Below are 21,434 nucleotides of genomic sequence, written 5' to 3'. Positions count from 1 at the left end.
TTAACGAAGCCATTCCTCATTTAAGGTTTGGCTATCGCCTAGATAATCTAATAGCCAAGTTAATGCCGGCGATTCGCTTTTATCAACCCATGTTAGACAGCACGGACTGTCTGGCAGGGGTTGTGCTAAGGTAAGGGTAACCAACTTACCTTGTTCGATTAATGGCTCCGCTCGGTGCCAAGGCACCATACCAACACATAATCCTGCTAATAAACACTCAAGCCCCATATCCCATGAAGGTACTATCATTCGGCGCTGATTATTTAATGCCCAAGTATCTCGTTTTGGTAAACTACGTGAGGTATCTTCTAAACATAAACTAGGATAAGGCCGTAACTCATCATCGGTTAAAGGATGTGCCGCGCTTGCAAGAGGATGATCAGCATGACACACACATCGCCACGGCATAAAGCCCATATCTTTAAAACTATAACGTTCACCAATAGGTGAAGCTCTGGTGGCACCAATAGCCAAATCAACACGCCCGTTCACTAATGAATCCCAGACACCGTTAAAAACTTCAGGATAAACATAGAGTTCGATATCAGGAAAATGGCGATAAAAGTCCAGAATAAGTTGCTGTGTTCTAGCCGGTTTGACAATACCATCCACGGCAATGCTAAACTGCCCCCGCCAGCCATTTGAGACTTGCTGGCACATATGGCGAGTGTCATTCATTTTTTTGATAACAGAACGGGCTTCTTTAATAAAGATCTTACCCGCATCGGTTAATTCAACATCACGATGCCGGCGTTCAAACAAAGGAACGGCAAGCCATTCTTCTAATTGTCTCACGGTGTAACTCACCGCGGAGGGTACTCTGTGCAATTCTTGAGCGGCTGAGCTAAAACTCCCCGTTCTAGCGACAGCATCAACGACCTCTAGCGAGTATTCTGACCACATAATATTTATTCCTTTGAATTTTTTTCACAGCATTAACCAAATATTCCCGTTTCACAAGTAAAATCACTCTTAGCTACAATATATAAAATGTTTTACATCACATAACATAGAAAATTAAAATGACTTTAAAGAATTCCACACAATCAAAAACACCTTCTCTCTTTATGGTGTATCTCGCCTGCCTTAGTATGCTGGGCTATTTAGCTATCGATATGTATCTGCCTGCATTTGGTATGATGCAACGCGAATTATCAATCAGTGAAGGCGCCGTCAGTAACAGCTTAAGTATCTTTCTATTTGGCTTTGCTGTCGCTCAACTACTTTGGGGACCACTCTCAGACAAATTGGGGCGTAAGCCTATTTTACTTATTGGGCTAAGTTTCTTCTCCCTAGGCTGTCTAGGTATGCTTTGGGTAGATAGTGCTGCCGGTTTACTAACCATGCGCTTCTTACAAGCCTTTGGCGTCTGCTCTGCAGCCGTTATTTGGCAAGCACTAGTGATAGACCGTTTTGATGAGTCTCGCGCTCAACACGTTTTCGCATCAATTATGCCATTGGTCGCCCTTTCCCCAGCCTTAGCGCCACTCATTGGTGCTTTTCTGTTAAACCACGGTGGCTGGCGCATGATCTTTATGTTGCTGATGGCAATTACTCTTGTATTAATGCTACCCACATTGATGCTAAAAAATATTAAACAAAAATCAGTTATTGATGCAGGCCCATCTACAGTATCATTTTTAACTTTGCTTAAGTCACCTATCTATGCCGGTAACGTATTAGTTTACGCTTCCTGTAGTGCGGGTTTCTTTGCTTGGTTAGCAGGCTCTCCGATTATCCTTGAGAAGATGGGTTATTCACCACAAGATATCGGCTTAAGCTATATTCCACAAACCATCGCATTTATGGTAGGTGGTTATGGTTGTCGCATTTTATTATCAAAAATGTCGGGTAAGACACTGTTACCTTTATTGTTAATTGGCTACGCAGTGAGCATGACAGCGTTGTTCTTAGTCGCCAAATATACACACCCAACATTAACAACAATTTTAATTCCATTTTGTATTATGGCTGTGATGAACGGTGCTTCTTATCCCATTGCCGTCTCTAATGCGCTATCAGCCTACCCGGAAGTGAGTGGTAAAGCTGCCGCATTGCAAAATGCGCTACAATTAGGTCTATGTAGTTTAGCAAGCTTTATTGTCTCAGCCTTTATTAGCCAACAGCCATTAATTAATACCACAGCGATTATGGCACTCACGGCTATTCCAATGGCGCTGGGTTACTTTATTCAACGTAATAAATCCGTTAGCAAACACACAGTTCAGGCGACAGAATAACGCCACACCCTGCTTTTAGGAAAATTCTTAAAAAAGGCCATTTGTATAAAATGGCCTTTTTATTTTCTAGAGAAAACCTATTTACATCTCTATACTTGTTCAAACGCTTAAGCGTTTTATTCATTTTTCTTTCGGATTTTGAGGCATTAAACAGATAATTTGCTGATTATGTCAGATTAGTTCTCTTAATAATTTTATTCATTCAATCTGTGTTGAATTCAATATTGTTTTAACTCTACCAATCTGCATTATCCTTTCTTGCTTCATGCCTCAAAACCCGCTTAGTTTACGCCGGAGAGTATATGAGTACATCTTGTGTAGAAGAAGGCCGAAAGACCTCCAATGATCCTTATCAACGGATCGCATCAGAGCTGCTCGCTCAAGCAGACATTCATATCAATGGTTCTGAACCTTATGATATCCAAGTGCATAATAAAGATTTTTATAAAAGAGTATTACAACAAGGCTCATTAGGTCTCGGTGAAAGCTATATGGATGGTTGGTGGGACTGCGAACGTCTTGATATATTCTTTCATAAAGTTTTACGAGCAGGTCTTGAAAATAAATTGCCAAGTAACTGGCGCGATATTTTAAAAATAGCCATGGCACGCATTTTTAATTTACAAACACAAAAAAGAGCGTGGATGGTGGGTAAAGAGCATTACGATTTAGGTAACGACCTCTTTACCGCAATGTTAGATCCTTATATGCAATATTCCTGTGGATATTGGAAGGATGCGGATAGCTTAGAAGTTGCTCAACAGCACAAACTCGACCTTATTTGCCGTAAGTTAGAGCTAAAACCAGGTATGACATTGCTCGATATTGGCTGTGGCTGGGGTGGTCTTGCTGCTTATGCTGCCAAAAACTATGGCGTTTCTGTTACAGGGGTGACCATCTCAGTTGAACAACAGAAATTAGCACAAGAGCGCTGTAAAGGTCTTGATGTCAATATCATCTTAGAAGATTACCGTGACTTAAACGAGCAGTTCGACCGTATCGTTTCTGTTGGTATGTTCGAGCATGTTGGCCCGAAAAACTATGCCACTTACTTTGATGTCGCTCGTCGTAATATCAAAGAAGATGGACTATTTTTATTACATACCATTGGTTCTAATCACAATAAAGTTAATGTCGATAGTTGGATAAGTAAATATATTTTCCCTAACGGTTGTTTGCCGTCTATTCAAAAAACCGCTGAGGCAATGGAAAATAAATTTGTTATGGAAGATTGGCATAATTTTGGTGCCGATTATGACAAAACCTTAATGGCATGGTATGAGCGTTTTTTAGCTAGCTGGCCTGAAATTGAATCTAACTATACACCTCGTTTTAAACGCATGTTTAGCTACTACTTGAATGCTTGTGCGGGTGCTTTCCGCGCCAGAGATATTCAGTTATGGCAAATTATGTTAAGCCCGAAAGGTAGAATAGGTGGATTACGCACACCTCGCTGATTTTTAGCTATCAATAGAGGTAAAAATCCCGTTTTCCATAGACTGAAAAACGGGATTTTTTAATTCTAGTCGTCTGATAACAGACTATATTATTTTTCGTTTTCTTCTTCGTGTGTTGCTTGAAGCTTAACCGTTAATGCTTGTTGCGCCATAACACGCTCTACGGTATCAACAATCGCCTGAGTTTGTGGATCTAACTCAATATTAACTTTATCCCCCAAACGCTTACGACCTAACGTCGTTCTATCGCGAGTCTCAGGGATCAGATGGACACAGAAACGATTATTAACCACATCACCAATAGTTAAACTAATACCATCAATGCCAATAAAACCTTTATGCAAAATATACTTCATCAATGTCTGATCAAAAATACGAAACCAGATCTGTAAGTTATTTTCTGAAGTAATAATTTTCGCAATTTCAGCCGTAGTGACAATATGACCAGACATCACATGACCACCAATTTCATCGCCATATTTGGCCGCTCGTTCAATATTAACTTCTGAACCAACCGTTAACTCGCCCAAATTAGTTAAGCGCAGCGTCTCTTTCACTAAATCGAAACTAATTTTATTGCCATCGATTTTTGTGACGGTTAGGCAACAACCATTGTTAGCGATCGAAGCTCCTGTTTCTAAGTTATTGACTAACTCGGAAGGTAATTCAATGATATGGGTACGGAAATCACCTTTATCTTCAATGGCAATAACACGTCCTTTTCCCTGAACAATACCTGTAAACATCTCACATCTCCTTGGACTGATAAGCGAGTTTATCTTAATTAATTTAGTGTAATCAGGATAACATAAGTGATATTACACAAAGGGATCATTATTGCCTTCTCCCCTTATGATGTTTGCCATCAAATATAACGTAAAACCACTTATTTACTTATCAAAATTCTGTGGTTGAAAAACGTCATATCTTTCATTGATAATTAAACATTTATCATTAGAATATGTTTGCTTAAGGATTATTTTACGCCATATTAACATGTGACGTTCTTTCCTCCCTTCCGTCTTATTATAATGAATAAAGGTGTATGCGTGCAGAAGTATATAAAAGAAGCGCGTAGCTTACTTGCTCTTGGTATCCCTGTTATCATCGCTCAATTCTCCCAAACTGCTATGGGAGTAGTTGATACCGTGATGGCAGGTGCTGTCAATGCCACAGAAATGTCTGCGGTTGCTGTAGGTACGTCGATTTGGTTGCCAACGATTTTATTAGGTCAAGGTATATTAATGGCATTGACCCCCATCGTTGCACAATTAAATGGTTCAGGACAACGAAAGCATATTGCTAATCGTACACAGCAAGGTTTTTGGCTTGCCACTTTTTTATCCATCATGGTCATTGCCATTCTTTATAACAGCCGTTTTATTATTGAAGCGCAACATGATATCGAGCCTGAGCTTGCAGAAAAAGCCATTGGATTTATTCATGCCATTATGTGGGGGGCTCCTGGTTGTCTCTATTATCAAGTACTGAGAAGCCAATGTGAGGGATTATCAAAAACAAAACCAGGCATGATCATCGGCTTTATTGGATTATTAATTAACATTCCTGTTAACTACGCCTTTATTTACGGTAAATTTGGTGCCCCACAATTAGGTGGGATTGGTTGTGGTGTGGCAACCGCCTCTGTTTTTTGGGCGATGTTCTTAATGATGCGCTACTATGTGCGTCGAGCACCAACACAACGGGATGTTATGCCCAAAAAACGCCTAGTGTTACCTGAATTCCACACAATAAAACGTATTACATTGTTAGGGTTACCTGTAGGGCTAGCACTATTTTTTGAAGTAACACTGTTTGCTGTTGTGGCATTATTAGTTTCACCATTAGGTGTAACGGCTGTTGCAAGTCACCAGATAGCCCTTAATTTTAGCTCATTAATGTTTATGTTCCCTCTTTCCTTGGGAATAGCTGCAACAATTCGTGTGGGTTATAACCTTGGGCAACGTTCTACAGAGCAAGCTCGTACTTCAGCCATTACAGCCCTTGCTGTCGGATTAATGCTGGCAAGTTGTACCGCTATTTTCTCTATTATTTTTAGAGAAAAAATTGCTTTAATGTATAACGATAACATTGAAGTGGTGACATTAGCCTCTCATCTTATGTTATTCGCCGCACTTTATCAGTTGTCAGATTCCGTACAGGTTATTGGTTCAGGGGTATTACGGGGTTATAAAGATACTCGCTCTATCTTTTTTATTACCTTTATCGCTTATTGGGTAATTGGTTTGCCTTCCGGATATCTCTTGGGACGAACGGATTATATTGTTGAAGCAATGGGGCCTGCGGGGTTCTGGATTGGTTTTATTTTAGGTTTAACCGCTTCTGCAATTATGATGGGAACACGTATTTGGTGGATCCAGCGTCAATCTGATGAGGTTGTCTTATTACGCTCGGAGCGTTAATACTTCCATTAAAGCGTTATTTTTTGGCAAAGGAATGACACAAATATCAACAAATAGCTTTAAATACGAGCAGTTGAATACAAATTTGTGTTTTTCCTCTTGCCAGAAGCAAATCATCTCGCTAATATTCGTCTCCGTTGTCACCCAGAATAAAGAATGCGTCCATAGCTCAGTTGGTTAGAGCACCACCTTGACATGGTGGGGGTCGGTGGTTCGAGTCCACTTGGACGCACCATTTACTCTGAACAACATTTCAATACAGTGCGTCCATAGCTCAGTTGGTTAGAGCACCACCTTGACATGGTGGGGGTCGGTGGTTCGAGTCCACTTGGACGCACCATTTCTCTTTCTTAATTCTTGTTATATTTCGTGTTACCTCCCCTACACTACAACAAAATAATTACGCAAAATTTAATTGCGCAACAAAACGCTTAAAAAACAAGCAATCAGAGCCCTATTTTGATCACATCACTTAAATTTACCTTTTTTCGATTTTCTTCATGGAAATTAACCTCTATAATACAAAACATAATTTTGTTGAAAGGTTTCAGCGTATTGATTTACAGGCATCTTTAGAAAACAGAACAAATGAATCATGATAGACTATAATGTAAGATGTCTAGCAATCTTTTATACAAAATAGTGACAAAATTTTTATCATGTTGTTGGAGCCACTCACATGTTGCGCAACTTATTAGCTAGAAATGAATGCACTTATCGTGTTTCGCACTGTTAAGATGATTGATATAACCCAACAACATTAATCCTTATTCATCCATTACAATAGAATCATTAATAGACTGCCATGAAAAAGACAAAAATTGTTTGCACCATCGGGCCAAAAACCGAATCTGAAGAAAAACTGACTCAATTACTGGACGCAGGCATGAACGTAATGCGTCTAAACTTCTCTCACGGTGACTATGAAGAGCATGGCAACCGTATCAAAAACCTGCGTAATGTCTGCGCAAAAACAGGCAAAAAAGCAGCCATTTTATTAGATACTAAAGGACCTGAGATCCGCACCATTAAATTAGAAGGTGGTAACGATGTCTCTTTAGTTGCAGGTCAGACTTTTACCTTTACAACAGATACTTCTGTTGTTGGTAATAAAGATCGCGTTGCGGTCACTTATGACGGTTTCGCAAGAGACTTAACTGTCGGCAATACCGTATTAGTCGATGACGGCCTTATCGGTATGAAAGTCATTAAAGTCACTGATACTGAAGTGGTATGTGAAGTACTCAACAACGGTGATTTAGGCGAAAATAAAGGCGTTAACTTACCAGGTGTTTCTATCGGCTTACCGGCATTAGCAGAAAAAGATAAACAAGATCTTATCTTTGGTTGCGAACAAGGCGTTGACTTTGTTGCCGCTTCTTTTATTCGTAAACGTTCAGATGTTGAAGAGATGCGTGCTCACTTAAAAGCACACGGTGGCGAAAACATCATGATCATCTCTAAAATTGAAAACCAAGAAGGTTTAAATAACTTTGACGAAATTTTAGAAGCTTCTGACGGTATCATGGTTGCACGTGGTGACTTAGGTGTTGAGATCCCTGTTGAAGAAGTTATCTTTGCACAAAAAATGATGATCGAAAAATGTAACGCTGCGCGTAAAGTGGTTATCACTGCAACACAGATGTTAGATTCCATGATCAAAAATCCACGCCCTACTCGTGCAGAAGCAGGTGACGTTGCCAATGCTATTTTAGATGGTACTGATGCTGTTATGCTATCCGGTGAAAGTGCGAAAGGTAAATATCCAGTAGAAGCTGTGACTATTATGGCGACTATCTGTGATCGTACTGATCGCATCATGAAATCACGTTTAGAGTCTTACCAATTAGGTGCTAAATTACGTGTAACAGAAGCTGTTTGTCGTGGTGCTGTAGAAATGGCGGAGAAATTAGATGCTCCTCTTATCGTTGTAGCAACTTATGGCGGTAAATCAGCGCGCTCTATCCGTAAATATTTCCCAACAGCGCCTATCTTAGCATTAACAAATAATGAAGAGACCGCACGCCAATTACTGTTAGTAAAAGGTGTGACAACACAATTAGTTAATAAAATTGCTTCTACTGATGACTTCTACCGTATCGGTAAAGATGCAGCATTATCAAGTGGCTTAGCCCATGCAGGTGATCGTGTTGTTATGGTTACAGGTGCACTGGTTGATAGTGGAACGACAAATACTTCATCAGTACACGTTCTGTAATACTCGATTATAGCTAATTTGTAATTAAAAAATTTAAGCCATCCGTTTTAACGGATGGCTTTTTTATCGCTACTTTTTTATAAAAAACATCACATTGAACTACTGCCAAAGAGATTATTTCTGTTGCTGACTATCATGATCTGTTTTATCTATTGGCACTAAATAATGCGTTGAACGAGCACGAGGATGGATAAAAAAGTGTCCTTTCGGTGCATTATGACTCTTAATGTGGATCATCGATACATTGGCTTTATTACCTTTGCGAGAGCACGCATAAATAATAAAAGGTAAAGCAAAAATAATAACAAAACTTACCACTAGCAATGAAACATACGTTGTATCACTGCTGCCACCCGGTAAAGAGCTAGGTGGGAAGAATGAAACAACAAAAGCTAAAATAGACACAATCAGACCGACAACGGCCACTAATAATTTAACACCTTTACCACCGGGAATATTAAATGCACGTTTTTTATCAGCTTGCTTGCAAACCAAATGCATATAGCCAATAAACAGCATAAAGTAGCTACATAGATAAATCACCACCGTCAGCGCTAAAGCAATAAGAAATGACATATTGCCCCCACCACCGGTGTTAGTCAGCACCACTATAGCAATAGTAGTAATAATTAGCTGAGTGATCACTAAAGCTACCGGTACACCATTTTTATTTACTTTAGCCAGTGTTGGCGGAAGAATACCTTGTTGTGCAGCCACAAACATTCCCCGTGAAGGCCCAACGATCCACGACGCAATTTCAGCCAAGACGCCAAGCAATAATAGTGCAGCAATAATTTTAACCGCCCAAACTAATCCGCTACTAAAATGGCTGACTAAAACACTAAAGGTTTCAACCACCCCCGCAGATAAGTTGATTTCGTTATGAGGGATCACTGCCGCAACAGATAAACCACCAATAGAGCTTAAGCATATTGCCACAATCATTAATAAAAACATGGCAAGTGGATAATCACGGCCTGGATTTTTCATTTCGTTGACGTGAGTGGCTGAGGCTTCAACGCCCATATAGCTTAAAATAAAGGCCACAAAAACCACTAAAGTACCAATCTGAGTAAAATCAGGGAAAAAGGTTTTGCTGCTGATTTCTATTGCTAAAGGCGCACCACTGACCAGATAACTAATAGCTAAAAGCACTAAAATGATTGCTGGTAATAATATCCCCGCGAAGAAACCTAATTTAGCAATAGTAGCCGTGTATTTAGTTCCGCCAAATTGAGTTAAAGCTAATCCCCATAAAATCACTAATGCGGCAATCGTTTTGGTGAGCGGATCGGTATTTAACTCAGGCCAATCAAGAATATAAGATAATGCTCCTAATACGAAATAAAGCATTGGAATAAAACCAATCGCTATTTGTAAATAACCAAAAGAGATCGCCGCAAATCCCCAGCGCTCCCCTAGCGTATTAGATACCCAAGCAAATACGCCCCCTTCTTGCCATCCTTCAACGGTTGCCATTTCAGCTGCACATAATGCAACAGGAATAAACCACAACAAACCGCCTAGTAATAAGAAAAAGACTAGACTAAAGCCGGAAGTTGCAAAAGTTGGATACTCATAGACCGCCATCACCATGGATGCAGTTATGGCAAAAAAACCTAATAACGTGAGCTGTTTTGAGGCAGAACTTGTTGCAGATGTCGCCATGCTCATTCTCCTACGTGTATACAATGAAATAATGGTGTGCAAATAATCAAGGCTGGAGAAAAAGAGTCTAATTCTCCAACCTATTACCAAATAAAAGAGCCTGTTTAGCTGTGGTTAAAGCCACCGCCGTCTTCTTCAGATAAAGGTGTGCTCACAGGATGTTTTTCGAAATAATCGAGAGTACGTTTCATATCTTCTATCAGTAATGTCGCCAAATCTAAACTCACACCATGACGAACAAGAATACGTTGAATAACTAAATCTTGGCGATCAGCAGGCATAGAATAAGCGGGTACTTGCCAGCCACGGCTACGCAATTTATCAGCGATGTCATATAAGGAGTAGCTTACCTTAGCCTCTTTTTTCAGTTTCCACGCTAATGCAGGTATTCCTTTTTGACTATCACCACTGAAGATCATTTCAAAAGGCCCTAGCTTTTCAATTTCTCGAGCAAGGTATTGCGCGGTGTGATAACAGGCATTGTGGATCTTCGCATACCCTTCTCTGCCAAGACGCAAGAAATTATAGTATTGAGCAATAATTTGCCCACCGGGACGTGAGAAATTAAGCGCAAAGGTTGGCATATTACCGCCAAGGTAGTTCACATTAAAAATAAGCTCTTCCGGTAAGTCTTTGGCTTCACGCCATACTACCCAACCAGAGCCCAATGGCGCTAAACCAAACTTATGGCCTGATGAGTTAATGGATTTAACACGCGGTAAACGGAAATCCCATTCTAAATCAGGTGCACAGAAAGGCGCTAAAAAGCCACCACTCGCACCATCGACATGAATAGGAATATCAAGTCCGGTCTCTTTTTGTAGTTGGTCGAGTGCATCATGTACCGCTTTTACTGGCTCATAAGTACAGGTGAAGGTCACCCCTAATGTTGGCACTACACCGATAGTATTTTCATCAACACGTTTAATGACCTCTTCAGGACTCATCATCAAGCGATCACCTTCAAGCGGGATCTCTCTGAGTTCAACGTCAAAATAACGGGCAAATTTATGCCAACAGACTTGAACTGGCCCACAAATAAGATTAGGTTTATCTGTCGCTTTTCCAGCAGCAAGACGTTTTTTACGCCATTGCCATTTTAATGCAAGTCCCCCCAGCATTGCCGCTTCAGAGGAGCCAATGGTTGAACAACCTAGGGTATTGAGTGGATCGGGTGAGTGCCATAAATCAGCAAGCATATGAACACAACGGTTTTCAATTTCTGCCGTTTGTGGATATTCATCTTTATCTATCATGTTCTTATCGATAGATAAATTCATCAAATCACGGATCTCATCATCTACCCAGGTTTGACAAAATGTGGCCAGATTTTGTCTTGAATTGCCATCTAGCATCAGCTCATCCCTTACAGCATCAAAAACATGACGAGGATGGCTCTCTTGTTGCGGAAAATGTGTTTTCGGTAAGGATTGTGATAAATCAACCGATGCATAAACATCATCGAGTGAGCTATAACTTGGCGTTTTTTTATTCATCTTGAAATTACCCTTACTAATTATTATTACATTAGTGACTAAATGATTTTAAATACCTACTTTAAAAGATAGTCTAATAATTCCAGTAATGAAAAATTTTTTATATTTTATGAAAACAATGAGAGTATATTTATCAAATCAGCTTTAACACTCTACAACAAATAGCAACCTATTGATTTTAAATAATATTAATAATATTCCACTTGCTTTTATGTTAATTTATTTATGTACATTTAGAATAAAATATTTGTACTATAATAAAACTTGAATTATGAGAAATAACCTTTATAGCATTAAGTAATAACACTTAATTTAAAATATAAATGTAAATAAAATTTTAAATCTAAGTTTTAAAATTAATAATTATTTAATTTAGATTTGATTTAATAAGGAACAAAAAAAAGATGATAGAAAATAACCGACACCCCTTCGCTTGCACAACACTTGCGATTACTGACAAGAAAAAACGTGTTTATCATGGTCGGACAATGGAGTTTTCTTCTGATGAGCCAACGTCTATCTTAGCTTATTATCCACAAGGTCATACTTTTCAGCAAAATGCCCCTGATGGAACCCCCGGATTAAAGTACAGCGTTAAATATCCTTTTATGGCTATTACCGCTCCTATTAACTTATCGGGTACCAAAGATGTACTTGAAGGTGTAAATAGTCAGGGACTCTCTTTTAGCTTAAATATGCTACCTAACTCTAAGTTAGATGAGCTCGATCCCCAATATTACGCAAGCTCTGTTCCTATTGCTGCTATTGGTGAGTGGGCATTAGGACAATATGCGACGGTTAAAGAGTTAAAAGAGATTATCCCCCAAACCCATTTTTGGTCACAAAAGCTATTATTGTTACGTAACTTACCAAGCCCTTTCCATTACGCATTTTATGATAAAACCGGTGATTGTATTGTTGTCGAAGTCTCAGATGGTAAATTACATATTTATGATAATCCTACCTATTGCATGACCAATGGCCCTATTTTCCCGTGGCATTTAACTAATTTAAACAACTACACTCATCTTTCTAATATCAACGTTTCCAGTAGCACATTAGGTCGTATTAAAATCAACCAACCTGATAGTGGTATTGCATTAGCAACATTACCTAGCTCAGATACTTCTGTAGATAGATTTATTCGTGCAGTTTATTATTCAACCTATTACCACAAAGTTTCTGATCCTGATAAACAGCTTATTGAGCTTGCCCATATCATGAATCGCTTCGATCGCCCTAAAGATGCAACCATTGATCCACTATTAGGTAATGATACGCTAACTAAACTTCATACTAGTGAATTTTCTGTCTGGACGGCGCTAACTGATTTAGAACGGGGGATCTTTTTCTTCAGAGGCTACAACAACTTAAACTTTCAAAAGTTCACACTTGAGTCATTTAAAAATGAAAGTAGCGCGGTTTTTATTAAGGTCAATTTGGAAGAGGCATTGTAAAATGCTTTAGATAGAAACTAGATTAGTTTAGCACGGAGAAAAATTTTTTATATCAGACTTTTACGAATAAAAATCTTTTGTGAAATAACACGCATTTTTTATACTGGTTATTTGCTTGTTGTAGGTTATTTTTCATATTGTCATATAAAGAGTAAGTAGTTATAGCTAGTTATAAATAAATTCTGTATTTTCTTATAACTGTGCCATACTTACTAGTGGCTTCATACAAAATGCTACTTGTTCCTTTAAACAAACTAATAATAGAGGTTGTCACAATGAAAGCAAAAATTGTACTAGGTGCGGTAATTCTGGCTTCAGGCCTATTAGCAGGTTGTTCTTCTAGCAACAACGCACAATTAGACCAAATCTCTTCTGATGTAAACCGTTTAAATACGCAAGTTCAACAACTAAGTAGTGATGTTCAATCAGCTAACGCTCAAGCAAAAGCCGCTTATGATGAAGCAGCTCGTGCTAATCAGCGTCTAGATAACCAAGTAACTACTTATAAAAAATAATTTGACTGACTAGTAAGCTGAAAAACGTTAAGTCAGCTTTAATTAATAATAAAAAGCAGATACCTATGAAGTATCTGCTTTTTTTCATCATTGAATATCAATCATCAATATGCGGTTACATCGACCGGTATACCTGAACGACGAATAATTTCTGCATCCACTTTTGCTTTATCCACTTTGCCACTTTCATACCAAGCCGTAAATTGTTTAGTAAACGTTAGGGGCATCGTCTGGGGATCGTCATCTTCATTTTGTGAGAGTGGTTGGTGCACTTCAATAAATTGCTTACCATCTGCAGTCTCAGTAAATTTAATCGGTTTATTGATCACTTGAACCCGACTGCCTTTGGGTACCACATTAAACAGTGTTTCAATATCATCAGGACGTAATCTAATACAGCCAGAACTCACTCTTAAGCCAATACCAAAATCGGCATTAGTACCATGAATAAGATATTCACCACGACTGTGCGCTAATCTTAACGCATATGCCCCCATTGGATTATCTGGCCCTGCTGGTACCACTGCCGGTAACGTGATCCCCTTAGCCGCATAATTTTTACGAATATTGGCTGTCGGCGTCCAAGTCGGATCTTTAATCAATTGAGAAACAGATGTCACCATTTCAGGCGTTTCCCGCCCTAATTGGCCAATACCGATAGGATAGACATCAACGGTTCCCCCTTCTTTGGGATAGTAATAAAGGCGCAATTCTGCCAGATTAATGACAATACCTTTACGCACGGTATCAGGTAAGATCATCTGTAAGGGAATTTGTAGTGTTTTGCCCGCTTCGGGTAATAGAGGATCAATACCTGGGTTGGCTTCCATCATATTTAGCAAACCCACTTGATATTGTGCAGCGATCGTTTCTAAAGAACGTTTATCATCAGGAACGGTGTAAGAAACATTTTCCCCAATGATACGTGAACCATCCGTAGGTAGCAGGTATTCATGTGCATAAGTTAAGTGACTGCTCATCCCTAACAGCGATGCACCCAATAAGGTTAACCATTTCTTCATTGTTGATCCCGTGTGTTAGCAATAAAATAAACTGACTATTATCATGATAACATTCTCATCGTTATGATTATCATATAATAAGTCAGTTTAGAACATTAATATGGGATCGGGTAACATTTATGCTACAGTGTATTCCGAAAAGCGTTTCATTAACCGTGTTACCATAGCGTGTAGCCCTTGAGTACGAGATGGCGTCAAATGACTTTCCAGTGCTAATGTCGAGAAATAGTGGTTAACATCAGTGGCGAGAGCTTGCTCTACCGTTTTACCTTGAAAAAGAATAATCACTAATGCCACTAATCCTTTTACAATACCTGCATCGCTATCACCGGCTAAGATCAGCTGTTTATGCTCATCTAATTCAACCGCTATCCAGACTTGGCTCTGACAACCTTCAATAAAATTAGCCGCCGTTCTTTGTTCATCTGTTAATGGTGGTAAGCGTTCTCCTAGCTCCATCATATAGAGATAGCGTTGCTCCCAATCCTGACAACGAGAAAAATTGCGTAATAATTTTGCTTCATCAGGCAAAGCCGCAATTGCCATGAATAACCTCTTTTTTAATTGTTAGCCTAATAGTTTTTCAATGCGTAACAACGCATTAACCAGTGCATCAATATCCGCTTTATTATTGTACAATCCCAACGAAGCGCGACACATGGCAGGAACCTGATAATAGTCCATAATTGGCATCGCACAGTGATGACCTGTACGAATAGCAATACCATAGTTATCAAGAAAAGTTCCCACATCATAAGCGTGATGCTTACCTAAATTAAATGCTATCACACCTTGACGCGCTTCATTACCATAAAGCGTTAATGATTTTACTTTGGTTAATTGTTGTTGTGCATATTGCATTAAGCTATTTTCATATGCAGCAATCTTATCCATACCAAATTGAGCAAGATATTCCAAAGCTGCCCCTAAGCCAATGATACCGATAATATTAGGCGTTCCAGCTTCAAATCGCCACGGCGCATCCGCGTAGGTAATATCACCATTGATATGCACATGTTTTATCATAGCGCCACCCCCTTCCCATGGAGGTAATTCATCAAGTAGCGCTTTTTTGCCATATAGCAAACCAATCCCTGTCGGACCATAAAGTTTATGGCCACTACATACAAAAAAATCACAATCTAACGCACTAACATTGATAGCTTGATGCATCGCACTTTGTGCCCCATCAACTAAAATATGTAACTCGCCCCCTTGCTGAGCCGAATACTCTCTAGCTTGGCAAATAATTTCAGCAATAGGATTGACGGTTCCCAGTACATTAGACTGATGAGTGATCGCCAGTAACTTAGTTCTGTTATCAATTAATTGGGGTAATTGCGCTAAATCGAGTTGCCCATTAGCAAGCAGAGGAATAACACGGACATGAAAACCATACTGTTTTGCTAACATATACCACGGCACTATATTCGCGTGGTGTTCCATTTCAGTAATGATAATGTTATCACCATCATTTAGGAAACGATGGCTATAACTGTAAGCGACTAAATTGATCCCTTCTGTCGTTCCTTTTACAAAAACGATTTCTTCTTCGCTCTTTGCACCTAAGAAATGTGCTGCTTGCTTACGAACATTCTCCACTAAGGTGGTGGCGTTTGCACTTAATGTGTGAATGCCGCGGTGAACCGCGGCATATTGTGTTAAGGCAAACTGTTTTTCACGCTCCATGACACAAGCGGGTTTTTGCGCACTTGCGGCACTGTCGAGATAGACTAAAGGTTTTTCTTTCACTTGCTGGGAAAGAATAGGAAAGTCATCCCGCGCTTTTTCAATGGAATGTGTCATCATGCCTTTTTATACCTCTGATAAGCGTTGATTTATTCTCTCTAGAACATGAGTTTTGATCACACTATTTTCTAATGATTCTGTTAATTCGGCAGCAAATGCATGAATGATCATTTTGCGAGCTTCACTTAACGCAATACCTCGTGAACGTAGATAAAATAGTTGCTCATCATCAATACGCCCAACCGTTGCACCATGACTACATTTCACATCATCAGCATAGATCTCAAGTTGTGGCTTAGTATCAATTTGTGCTTTATCACCTAATAACAAGTTGTTATTGGTCATTTGACCATCTGTTTTCAGCGCTTGAGGGGTGACTGTGATCATGCCATTAAATACGGCTTTCCCTGCATCCATTGCAATACTTTTATGTAATTGACGGCTTAGGCAATTTTTCTCACCATGCACGAGCCAAGTACGAGTATCGGCAATTTCGTTCGCTTTGGGTAATACCACACTATTCATTGATAGCTCACTGTTCTCACCCGTCAGTGCAGCGCTAGTATGATGACGACTCAGTTTATTCCCCAACAAGAATGCGTAACTATTAACACGAGCATCTCGCCCAATGCTTAAATCGTTATGGGCAAAATGTTGGCTAATGTCATTTTCAAAACCAAGTTTAATATGGTTGAACGAGGCATTATCACCAATAGTGGCGGTTAATCTCGCCCCAGTAAAATGGCGGTTTTCACCATCACTGCTAATATAGTGTTCAATCACTTGCATCTGAGCATTAGCGCCAACATCAAGATGGAAACGATAGTTAGCACTGTTAACTTCTTGCCCTGCATGACCTTGTGTAATATTAAGGATATAAAGCGGTTTATCTGCCACTACGCCTTTTTTCAAGGTAATGAATAGCGGCTGTTGCGCTAAACTTTCAACTAAATGCAAGAACACTTCACCATTAATGGCTTGCGGTAATTCACTTTGGTTATCCAGTAATGTCACTTGGTATGGACCAAAATCTTGACTACTTTCAGCCGGTGAAAATGCACCATTAACCATCACGATACGGTAGCAATCAAATGAGAGTGCCCGTTGCTCAATTAAATCTTGTACCTCAAAAGGTGGCAACATTTGATATTGCTGACTGAGCGTCTCATCTAATGGCGTATAATGCCAATCTTCGTGTCGATAAGCTGGAAAACCCACTTTTTCCACTTGTAGCCAGTGATTACGTGCATTTAAATTATCTTCCCCTTTACGCTGTTGATATAGCGCAGAGAATTGTTTTAATGCCTGTTGATTACGCTGTTCTACTTGATGCTGTTTTTCACGTTTCTCATTGAGGGTCAATAAGCCAGCCATAACCTTGTTCCTCCAATTTTTGTGCTAATGAAAAATCACCTGATTTAATGATTTTTCCTTGGTAAAGCACATGCACATAATCAGGTTTAATATAATCAAGGATACGTTGATAGTGAGTCACCACGATAAAGGCGCGTTTACCATCACGTAAGCTATTGACACCATTAGCGACAATTTTTAACGCATCGATATCAAGTCCTGAGTCGGTTTCATCTAAGATACACAGTTCAGGTTCAAGGGCAGCCATTTGCAAAATATCGTTACGTTTTTTCTCACCACCGGAAAAACCTACGTTAACAGAACGAGTTAACAAATCTTGAGGCATATCCAATAGTTTGATTTTACCTTCAATAAAATCTTCAAAATCAAAGCGATCTAACGGCTCTTGGCCTCGATATTCTCTTACCGCATTGACTGAGGATTGTAAGAAAAACTGGTTACTGACACCGGGGATCTCTACCGGATATTGAAACGCCATAAAGATACCTTCACCCGCTCGCTCTTCAGGCTCTAATTCCAGTAGATCTTTGTTTTTAAAAGTCACACTACCTTCATCAACTTCATACTCTTCGCGACCTGCTAAGGTTGCGGATAATGTACTTTTACCAGAACCGTTTGGCCCCATGATAGCGTGCACTTCGCCGGCACGTACTTGCAAATCTAATCCTTTAAGAATTTCATTGCCTTCAACACTGACATGTAAATTTTTAATATCTAACATAATATATGCCTTCGGTATTTTTATACCCAGAATTTGGTTAATGGTTAACCAACGCTATGTTCTAAGCTGATTGCTAATAATTTTTGTGCTTCTACAGCAAATTCCAGCGGTAATTCTGAGAACACGTCCTTACAAAATCCATTGACAATCATTGAGATTGCATCGTCTTCACTTAATCCACGTTGACGGCAGTAAAATAACTGATCTTCACCAATACGTGACGTTGTCGCTTCATGCTCTAATTGTGCTGAGTTATTCATGACTTCAACATAAGGGAAGGTGTGAGCACCACACTCTGTGCCAATTAACATTGAGTCACATTGTGTGTAGTTACGTGCATTCTGCGCACCAGGTAACACTTTCACCAAACCGCGATAACTATTTTGACTTTTACCCGCAGAAATACCCTTAGAAATAATAGTCGATTTGGTATTTTTACCGATGTGGATCATCTTGGTTCCCGTGTCGGCTTGTTGGTTACCATTGGTCAGTGCCACTGAGAAAAATTCAGCCGTTGAATTATCTCCTTTTAAGATAACACTTGGGTATTTCCAAGTGATCGCTGAACCTGTTTCAGATTGAGTCCACGACATTTTAGCGTTCTCACCTTCACAAAGGGCTCGCTTAGTGACGAAGTTAAGAATTCCGCCTTCGCTATCACCGCCAGAGAACCAGTTTTGTACCGTGGAATATTTCACTTCGGCATCTTTATGAATGATAACTTCAACAACGGCAGCATGAAGCTGATAGCTATCACGTACAGGTGCTGAACACCCTTCGATGTAACTGACGTAACTTCCTTCATCCGCAATTAAAATCGTACGTTCAAATTGGCCTGTTTGTGCCGCATTAATACGAAAATAGGTGGATAATTCCATAGGGCAGCGAACACCTTTAGGAATATAAACAAAGGTACCATCAGAAGCGACCGCCGCATTAAGTGCCGCAAAATAGTTATCGTGACTAGAAACAACTGTACCTAAATATTGGCGTACTAATTCGGGATATTCTTGAATCGCTTCACCGAAGGAGCAGAAAATAACACCATGTTTAGCTAGCTCTTCACGATAAGTGGTAGAAACCGATACTGAGTCAAAAATGGCATCTACAGCCACTGACTGCCCTTCTCTTACTGGCACGCCTAACTGATTAAATGCGTCTTCAACTTCTTTAGTTAAATAATCTTGGGTTTCTTGTGTTGAGACAGCTTCATTGTTACCACTAGCACAACTGCCATTGGCACAACAAGCACCACAAGATGGCGCTGAATAATAACTATAATCTTGATAATTCAGCGATGGATAATCTGCTTTTAGCCAATGAGGCTCTTCCATCTCTAGCCAATGACGATAAGCATCAAGACGAAACTCTAGCATCCACTCTGGCTCATTTCTTTTAGCTGAAATAGCTCGCACAACCGCTTCATTCAACCCTTTATCTAACGTATCGGTTGAGATATCGGTATAGAACCCTTCTTTATAGTGATGATCACTGAGCCAGCCTTGAACTTCATCACCAATTTCAACATTGCTCTGAGACATAATCTGACTTCACTATGTTATACCCCAAAGCTCTCACCACATCCGCAGACGTTCTGAGCTTTAGGATTATTAAATTTAAACATCTGATTAAGTCCTTCACGGACATAATCAACAACTAAACCATCAATGAATGGCATGGCTTTTAATGCAACAAATAACTTGGCGCCATTATGTTCATAGACAAGATCGTCCTCTGAGGGGCCTGTAGCAAGCTCAATAACATAACCATAGCCCGTACAACCTGATGGCTTAATACTTAAGGAAAGTCCCTGACTTTCAGGGTTTTTCTCCACTAATTGGCAAATATGTTTCGCTGCACTATCAGTCAGCACAATGCCTTGCCAAGCAGTATCATTTAGAGAAAAAGTTTCAACATTGTTTGTCATTACTGACCTCATTTCGAAAGGAGATTAATATCTTTCCTGACTCTAATGGTAATGATAACCCTTATCACTTCAACCCTGTCTTTTGAAAGGATATTATAAAATCGTTTAAAAATTGCTCTTTTTTTGCTTCTTAATTGTTAAATATAGCGCTTAATAAATTGAAATATAACAATTTTTATCTTTTTTCATTACAAAAATAAAACTTTTTTAAATTCCTTTATTTCGCACAATACGCATAAAAGTTGCAAAGCAAATACATTTTATACCTTTGTCACTGAAATGTAGAGAAAAAGCATAAAAAATCAACAATTGATAATCGCAAAATATTTTCTTTTTATGCTTATACTGATAGGTAAGATAGCACCACTTTTGTGATAACTTCTTATTGTATTGTGTGCTTTTATGACTTATTGATTGATACTAATTGAATTCACATACCTATTAGTACAATCAATAACTTCTTGATTATTATTACTTTTATTTTCAGCAATAAATTGTAATTGCCATACACGATTTGTGTTAGTATCCGCAATTAATACCCCTTCATAGCTCACTTTTTGATTAGACAACTTTCCTTCAAAGAAAATTTGTCGAGCTGGCATTTCTGACACTGTGAAAGGCTTTATTGTTGTTGAAGTTTCTTTCATGCCATCAATAGTGGAAATATTATCAACGATACCCTGTGCTCCTGAATCAATATCATAGCTCATCATATCGTCAAGTTTAAAATAAACTAAACGAACTTCTGATAACTGACATACTGGTTTGGCTTGATAAACTAACATCTGTGATGTGGCATCTTGGACATGATCAGGTAATAATTGAAAATAGTGTTCTGTATCCTCTCTATTTAATGAGAATGAAGTTGGATACGCGATATTAAACCCCGACATAGTACGTACAGGATAATTTATTATCTCTTCACTCTTATTGTGAGTTGATTCGTTATCACATGCTGTAAGTAATAAACTACCGATTAAAATAAAAACGCTTTTATAATTTAGAATGGTTGATGTCATTTTTTCTTACTATTAATAATAATGAAGATAATAATTATCATTAAAATTTAAACTTAAATAAAGATAATTTTTTCACATGACCTCATTTCAATAAATAAAAAACGCCTAAAGTGAAATAATAACCTTAGGCGTTTATTATTGATTAACG

The 21,434-nt window shown here is 39.0% G+C and carries 18 protein-coding genes and 2 tRNA genes; 8 read left to right on the top strand and 12 right to left on the bottom strand.

Going from position 1 to position 21,434, the window contains the following annotated elements:
• Positions 1-903 (bottom strand): DNA-binding transcriptional activator PunR, encoded by a 903-nt coding sequence (punR, locus tag HMPREF3129_RS03340; RefSeq protein ID WP_004243142.1) that lies wholly within the window; start codon positions 901-903, stop codon positions 1-3.
• Positions 904-1,022: 119 nt separating this feature from the next.
• On the opposite strand from punR, the gene punC reads away from it, so the two are divergent.
• The gene (punC, locus tag HMPREF3129_RS03335) at positions 1,023-2,240 is read left to right on the top strand and encodes a purine nucleoside transporter PunC (RefSeq protein WP_004248166.1); all 1,218 of its coding nucleotides are present in this window, start codon (positions 1,023-1,025) and stop codon (positions 2,238-2,240) included.
• A gap of 302 nt (positions 2,241-2,542) precedes the next feature.
• Positions 2,543-3,697, top strand: coding sequence for a cyclopropane fatty acyl phospholipid synthase (cfa, locus tag HMPREF3129_RS03330; protein ID WP_004243144.1), 1,155 nt, complete (start codon positions 2,543-2,545; stop codon positions 3,695-3,697).
• An 89-nt stretch (positions 3,698-3,786) separates the two neighbouring features.
• Here the strand turns inward: cfa and HMPREF3129_RS03325 are convergent, their stop codons facing one another.
• Entirely contained in the window at positions 3,787-4,443 is a 657-nt protein-coding gene (locus HMPREF3129_RS03325; RefSeq protein ID WP_004243145.1) for a riboflavin synthase, read from the bottom strand.
• Positions 4,444-4,746: 303 nt separating this feature from the next.
• Between HMPREF3129_RS03325 and HMPREF3129_RS03320 the strand changes: the two genes are divergently transcribed.
• From HMPREF3129_RS03320 to pykF, 4 genes are all read left to right on the top strand, one after another.
• Entirely contained in the window at positions 4,747-6,120 is a 1,374-nt protein-coding gene (locus tag HMPREF3129_RS03320; protein ID WP_004248167.1) for an MATE family efflux transporter, read from the top strand.
• A 158-nt stretch (positions 6,121-6,278) separates the two neighbouring features.
• Positions 6,279-6,355, top strand: a tRNA-Val gene (locus HMPREF3129_RS03315).
• Positions 6,356-6,383: 28 nt separating this feature from the next.
• Positions 6,384-6,460 (top strand) — tRNA-Val (locus tag HMPREF3129_RS03310).
• A 465-nt stretch (positions 6,461-6,925) separates the two neighbouring features.
• Positions 6,926-8,338 (top strand): pyruvate kinase PykF, encoded by a 1,413-nt coding sequence (gene pykF / locus HMPREF3129_RS03305; protein ID WP_004248168.1) that lies wholly within the window; start codon positions 6,926-6,928, stop codon positions 8,336-8,338.
• A 114-nt stretch (positions 8,339-8,452) separates the two neighbouring features.
• On the opposite strand, the gene gadC is transcribed toward pykF, so the two are convergent.
• Both gadC and HMPREF3129_RS03295 read right to left on the bottom strand, forming a co-directional pair.
• Positions 8,453-10,006, bottom strand: a complete 1,554-nt coding sequence (gadC, locus tag HMPREF3129_RS03300; RefSeq protein WP_017826959.1) for a glutamate/gamma-aminobutyrate antiporter — start codon at positions 10,004-10,006, stop codon at positions 8,453-8,455.
• Positions 10,007-10,110: 104 nt separating this feature from the next.
• A complete protein-coding gene (locus tag HMPREF3129_RS03295; RefSeq protein ID WP_004243150.1) occupies positions 10,111-11,502 on the bottom strand; it encodes a glutamate decarboxylase in 1,392 nt (463 codons plus the stop codon).
• A gap of 404 nt (positions 11,503-11,906) precedes the next feature.
• Here HMPREF3129_RS03295 and HMPREF3129_RS03290 point away from each other — a divergent pair, with 404 nt between their 5' ends.
• Together HMPREF3129_RS03290 and HMPREF3129_RS03285 are read left to right on the top strand one after the other, a co-directional pair.
• Positions 11,907-12,959 carry a linear amide C-N hydrolase gene (locus HMPREF3129_RS03290; RefSeq protein WP_036918400.1) on the top strand — a complete coding sequence of 351 codons (1,053 nt, stop codon included), beginning with the start codon at positions 11,907-11,909 and terminating at the stop codon, positions 12,957-12,959.
• Between the two features lie 275 nt (positions 12,960-13,234).
• A complete protein-coding gene (locus HMPREF3129_RS03285) occupies positions 13,235-13,474 on the top strand; it encodes an Lpp/OprI family alanine-zipper lipoprotein (protein ID WP_004248171.1) in 240 nt (79 codons plus the stop codon).
• A gap of 104 nt (positions 13,475-13,578) precedes the next feature.
• Here the strand turns inward: HMPREF3129_RS03285 and HMPREF3129_RS03280 are convergent, their stop codons facing one another.
• From HMPREF3129_RS03280 to HMPREF3129_RS03245, 8 genes are all read right to left on the bottom strand, one after another.
• Positions 13,579-14,496 carry a L,D-transpeptidase family protein gene (locus HMPREF3129_RS03280; protein ID WP_004243156.1) on the bottom strand — a complete coding sequence of 306 codons (918 nt, stop codon included), beginning with the start codon at positions 14,494-14,496 and terminating at the stop codon, positions 13,579-13,581.
• A gap of 117 nt (positions 14,497-14,613) precedes the next feature.
• On the bottom strand, positions 14,614-15,042 hold the full coding sequence (gene sufE, locus HMPREF3129_RS03275; RefSeq protein ID WP_004243158.1) for a cysteine desulfuration protein SufE: 429 nt from the start codon (positions 15,040-15,042) through the stop codon (positions 14,614-14,616).
• Positions 15,043-15,063: 21 nt separating this feature from the next.
• The gene (sufS, locus tag HMPREF3129_RS03270) at positions 15,064-16,305 is read right to left on the bottom strand and encodes a cysteine desulfurase SufS (protein ID WP_004243160.1); all 1,242 of its coding nucleotides are present in this window, start codon (positions 16,303-16,305) and stop codon (positions 15,064-15,066) included.
• A 6-nt stretch (positions 16,306-16,311) separates the two neighbouring features.
• Positions 16,312-17,619: a Fe-S cluster assembly protein SufD gene (sufD, locus tag HMPREF3129_RS03265; protein ID WP_004250980.1), complete on the bottom strand. Its 1,308-nt coding sequence runs from the start codon at positions 17,617-17,619 to the stop codon at positions 16,312-16,314.
• Complete coding sequence (sufC, locus tag HMPREF3129_RS03260) at positions 17,594-18,340, bottom strand: Fe-S cluster assembly ATPase SufC (protein WP_036918402.1); 747 nt, start codon at positions 18,338-18,340, stop codon at positions 17,594-17,596. Before sufC ends, sufD begins: the two co-directional genes overlap by 26 nt.
• A 44-nt stretch (positions 18,341-18,384) precedes the next feature.
• The gene (sufB, locus tag HMPREF3129_RS03255; protein WP_004243165.1) at positions 18,385-19,881 is read right to left on the bottom strand and encodes a Fe-S cluster assembly protein SufB; all 1,497 of its coding nucleotides are present in this window, start codon (positions 19,879-19,881) and stop codon (positions 18,385-18,387) included.
• Between the two features lie 17 nt (positions 19,882-19,898).
• Complete coding sequence (gene sufA, locus HMPREF3129_RS03250; protein WP_036918404.1) at positions 19,899-20,267, bottom strand: Fe-S cluster assembly scaffold SufA; 369 nt, start codon at positions 20,265-20,267, stop codon at positions 19,899-19,901.
• A 407-nt stretch (positions 20,268-20,674) separates the two neighbouring features.
• Complete coding sequence (locus HMPREF3129_RS03245; protein ID WP_004250977.1) at positions 20,675-21,286, bottom strand: hypothetical protein; 612 nt, start codon at positions 21,284-21,286, stop codon at positions 20,675-20,677.
• Positions 21,287-21,434: the final 148 nt, after the last annotated feature.

This window comes from Proteus sp. HMSC14B05, from assembly GCF_001808035.1.
Taxonomy (GTDB): Bacteria; Pseudomonadota; Gammaproteobacteria; order Enterobacterales; family Enterobacteriaceae; genus Proteus; species Proteus mirabilis.
Note: the sequence above shows the minus strand (reverse complement) of the source record. Positions and strands in the feature narration are given on the sequence as shown.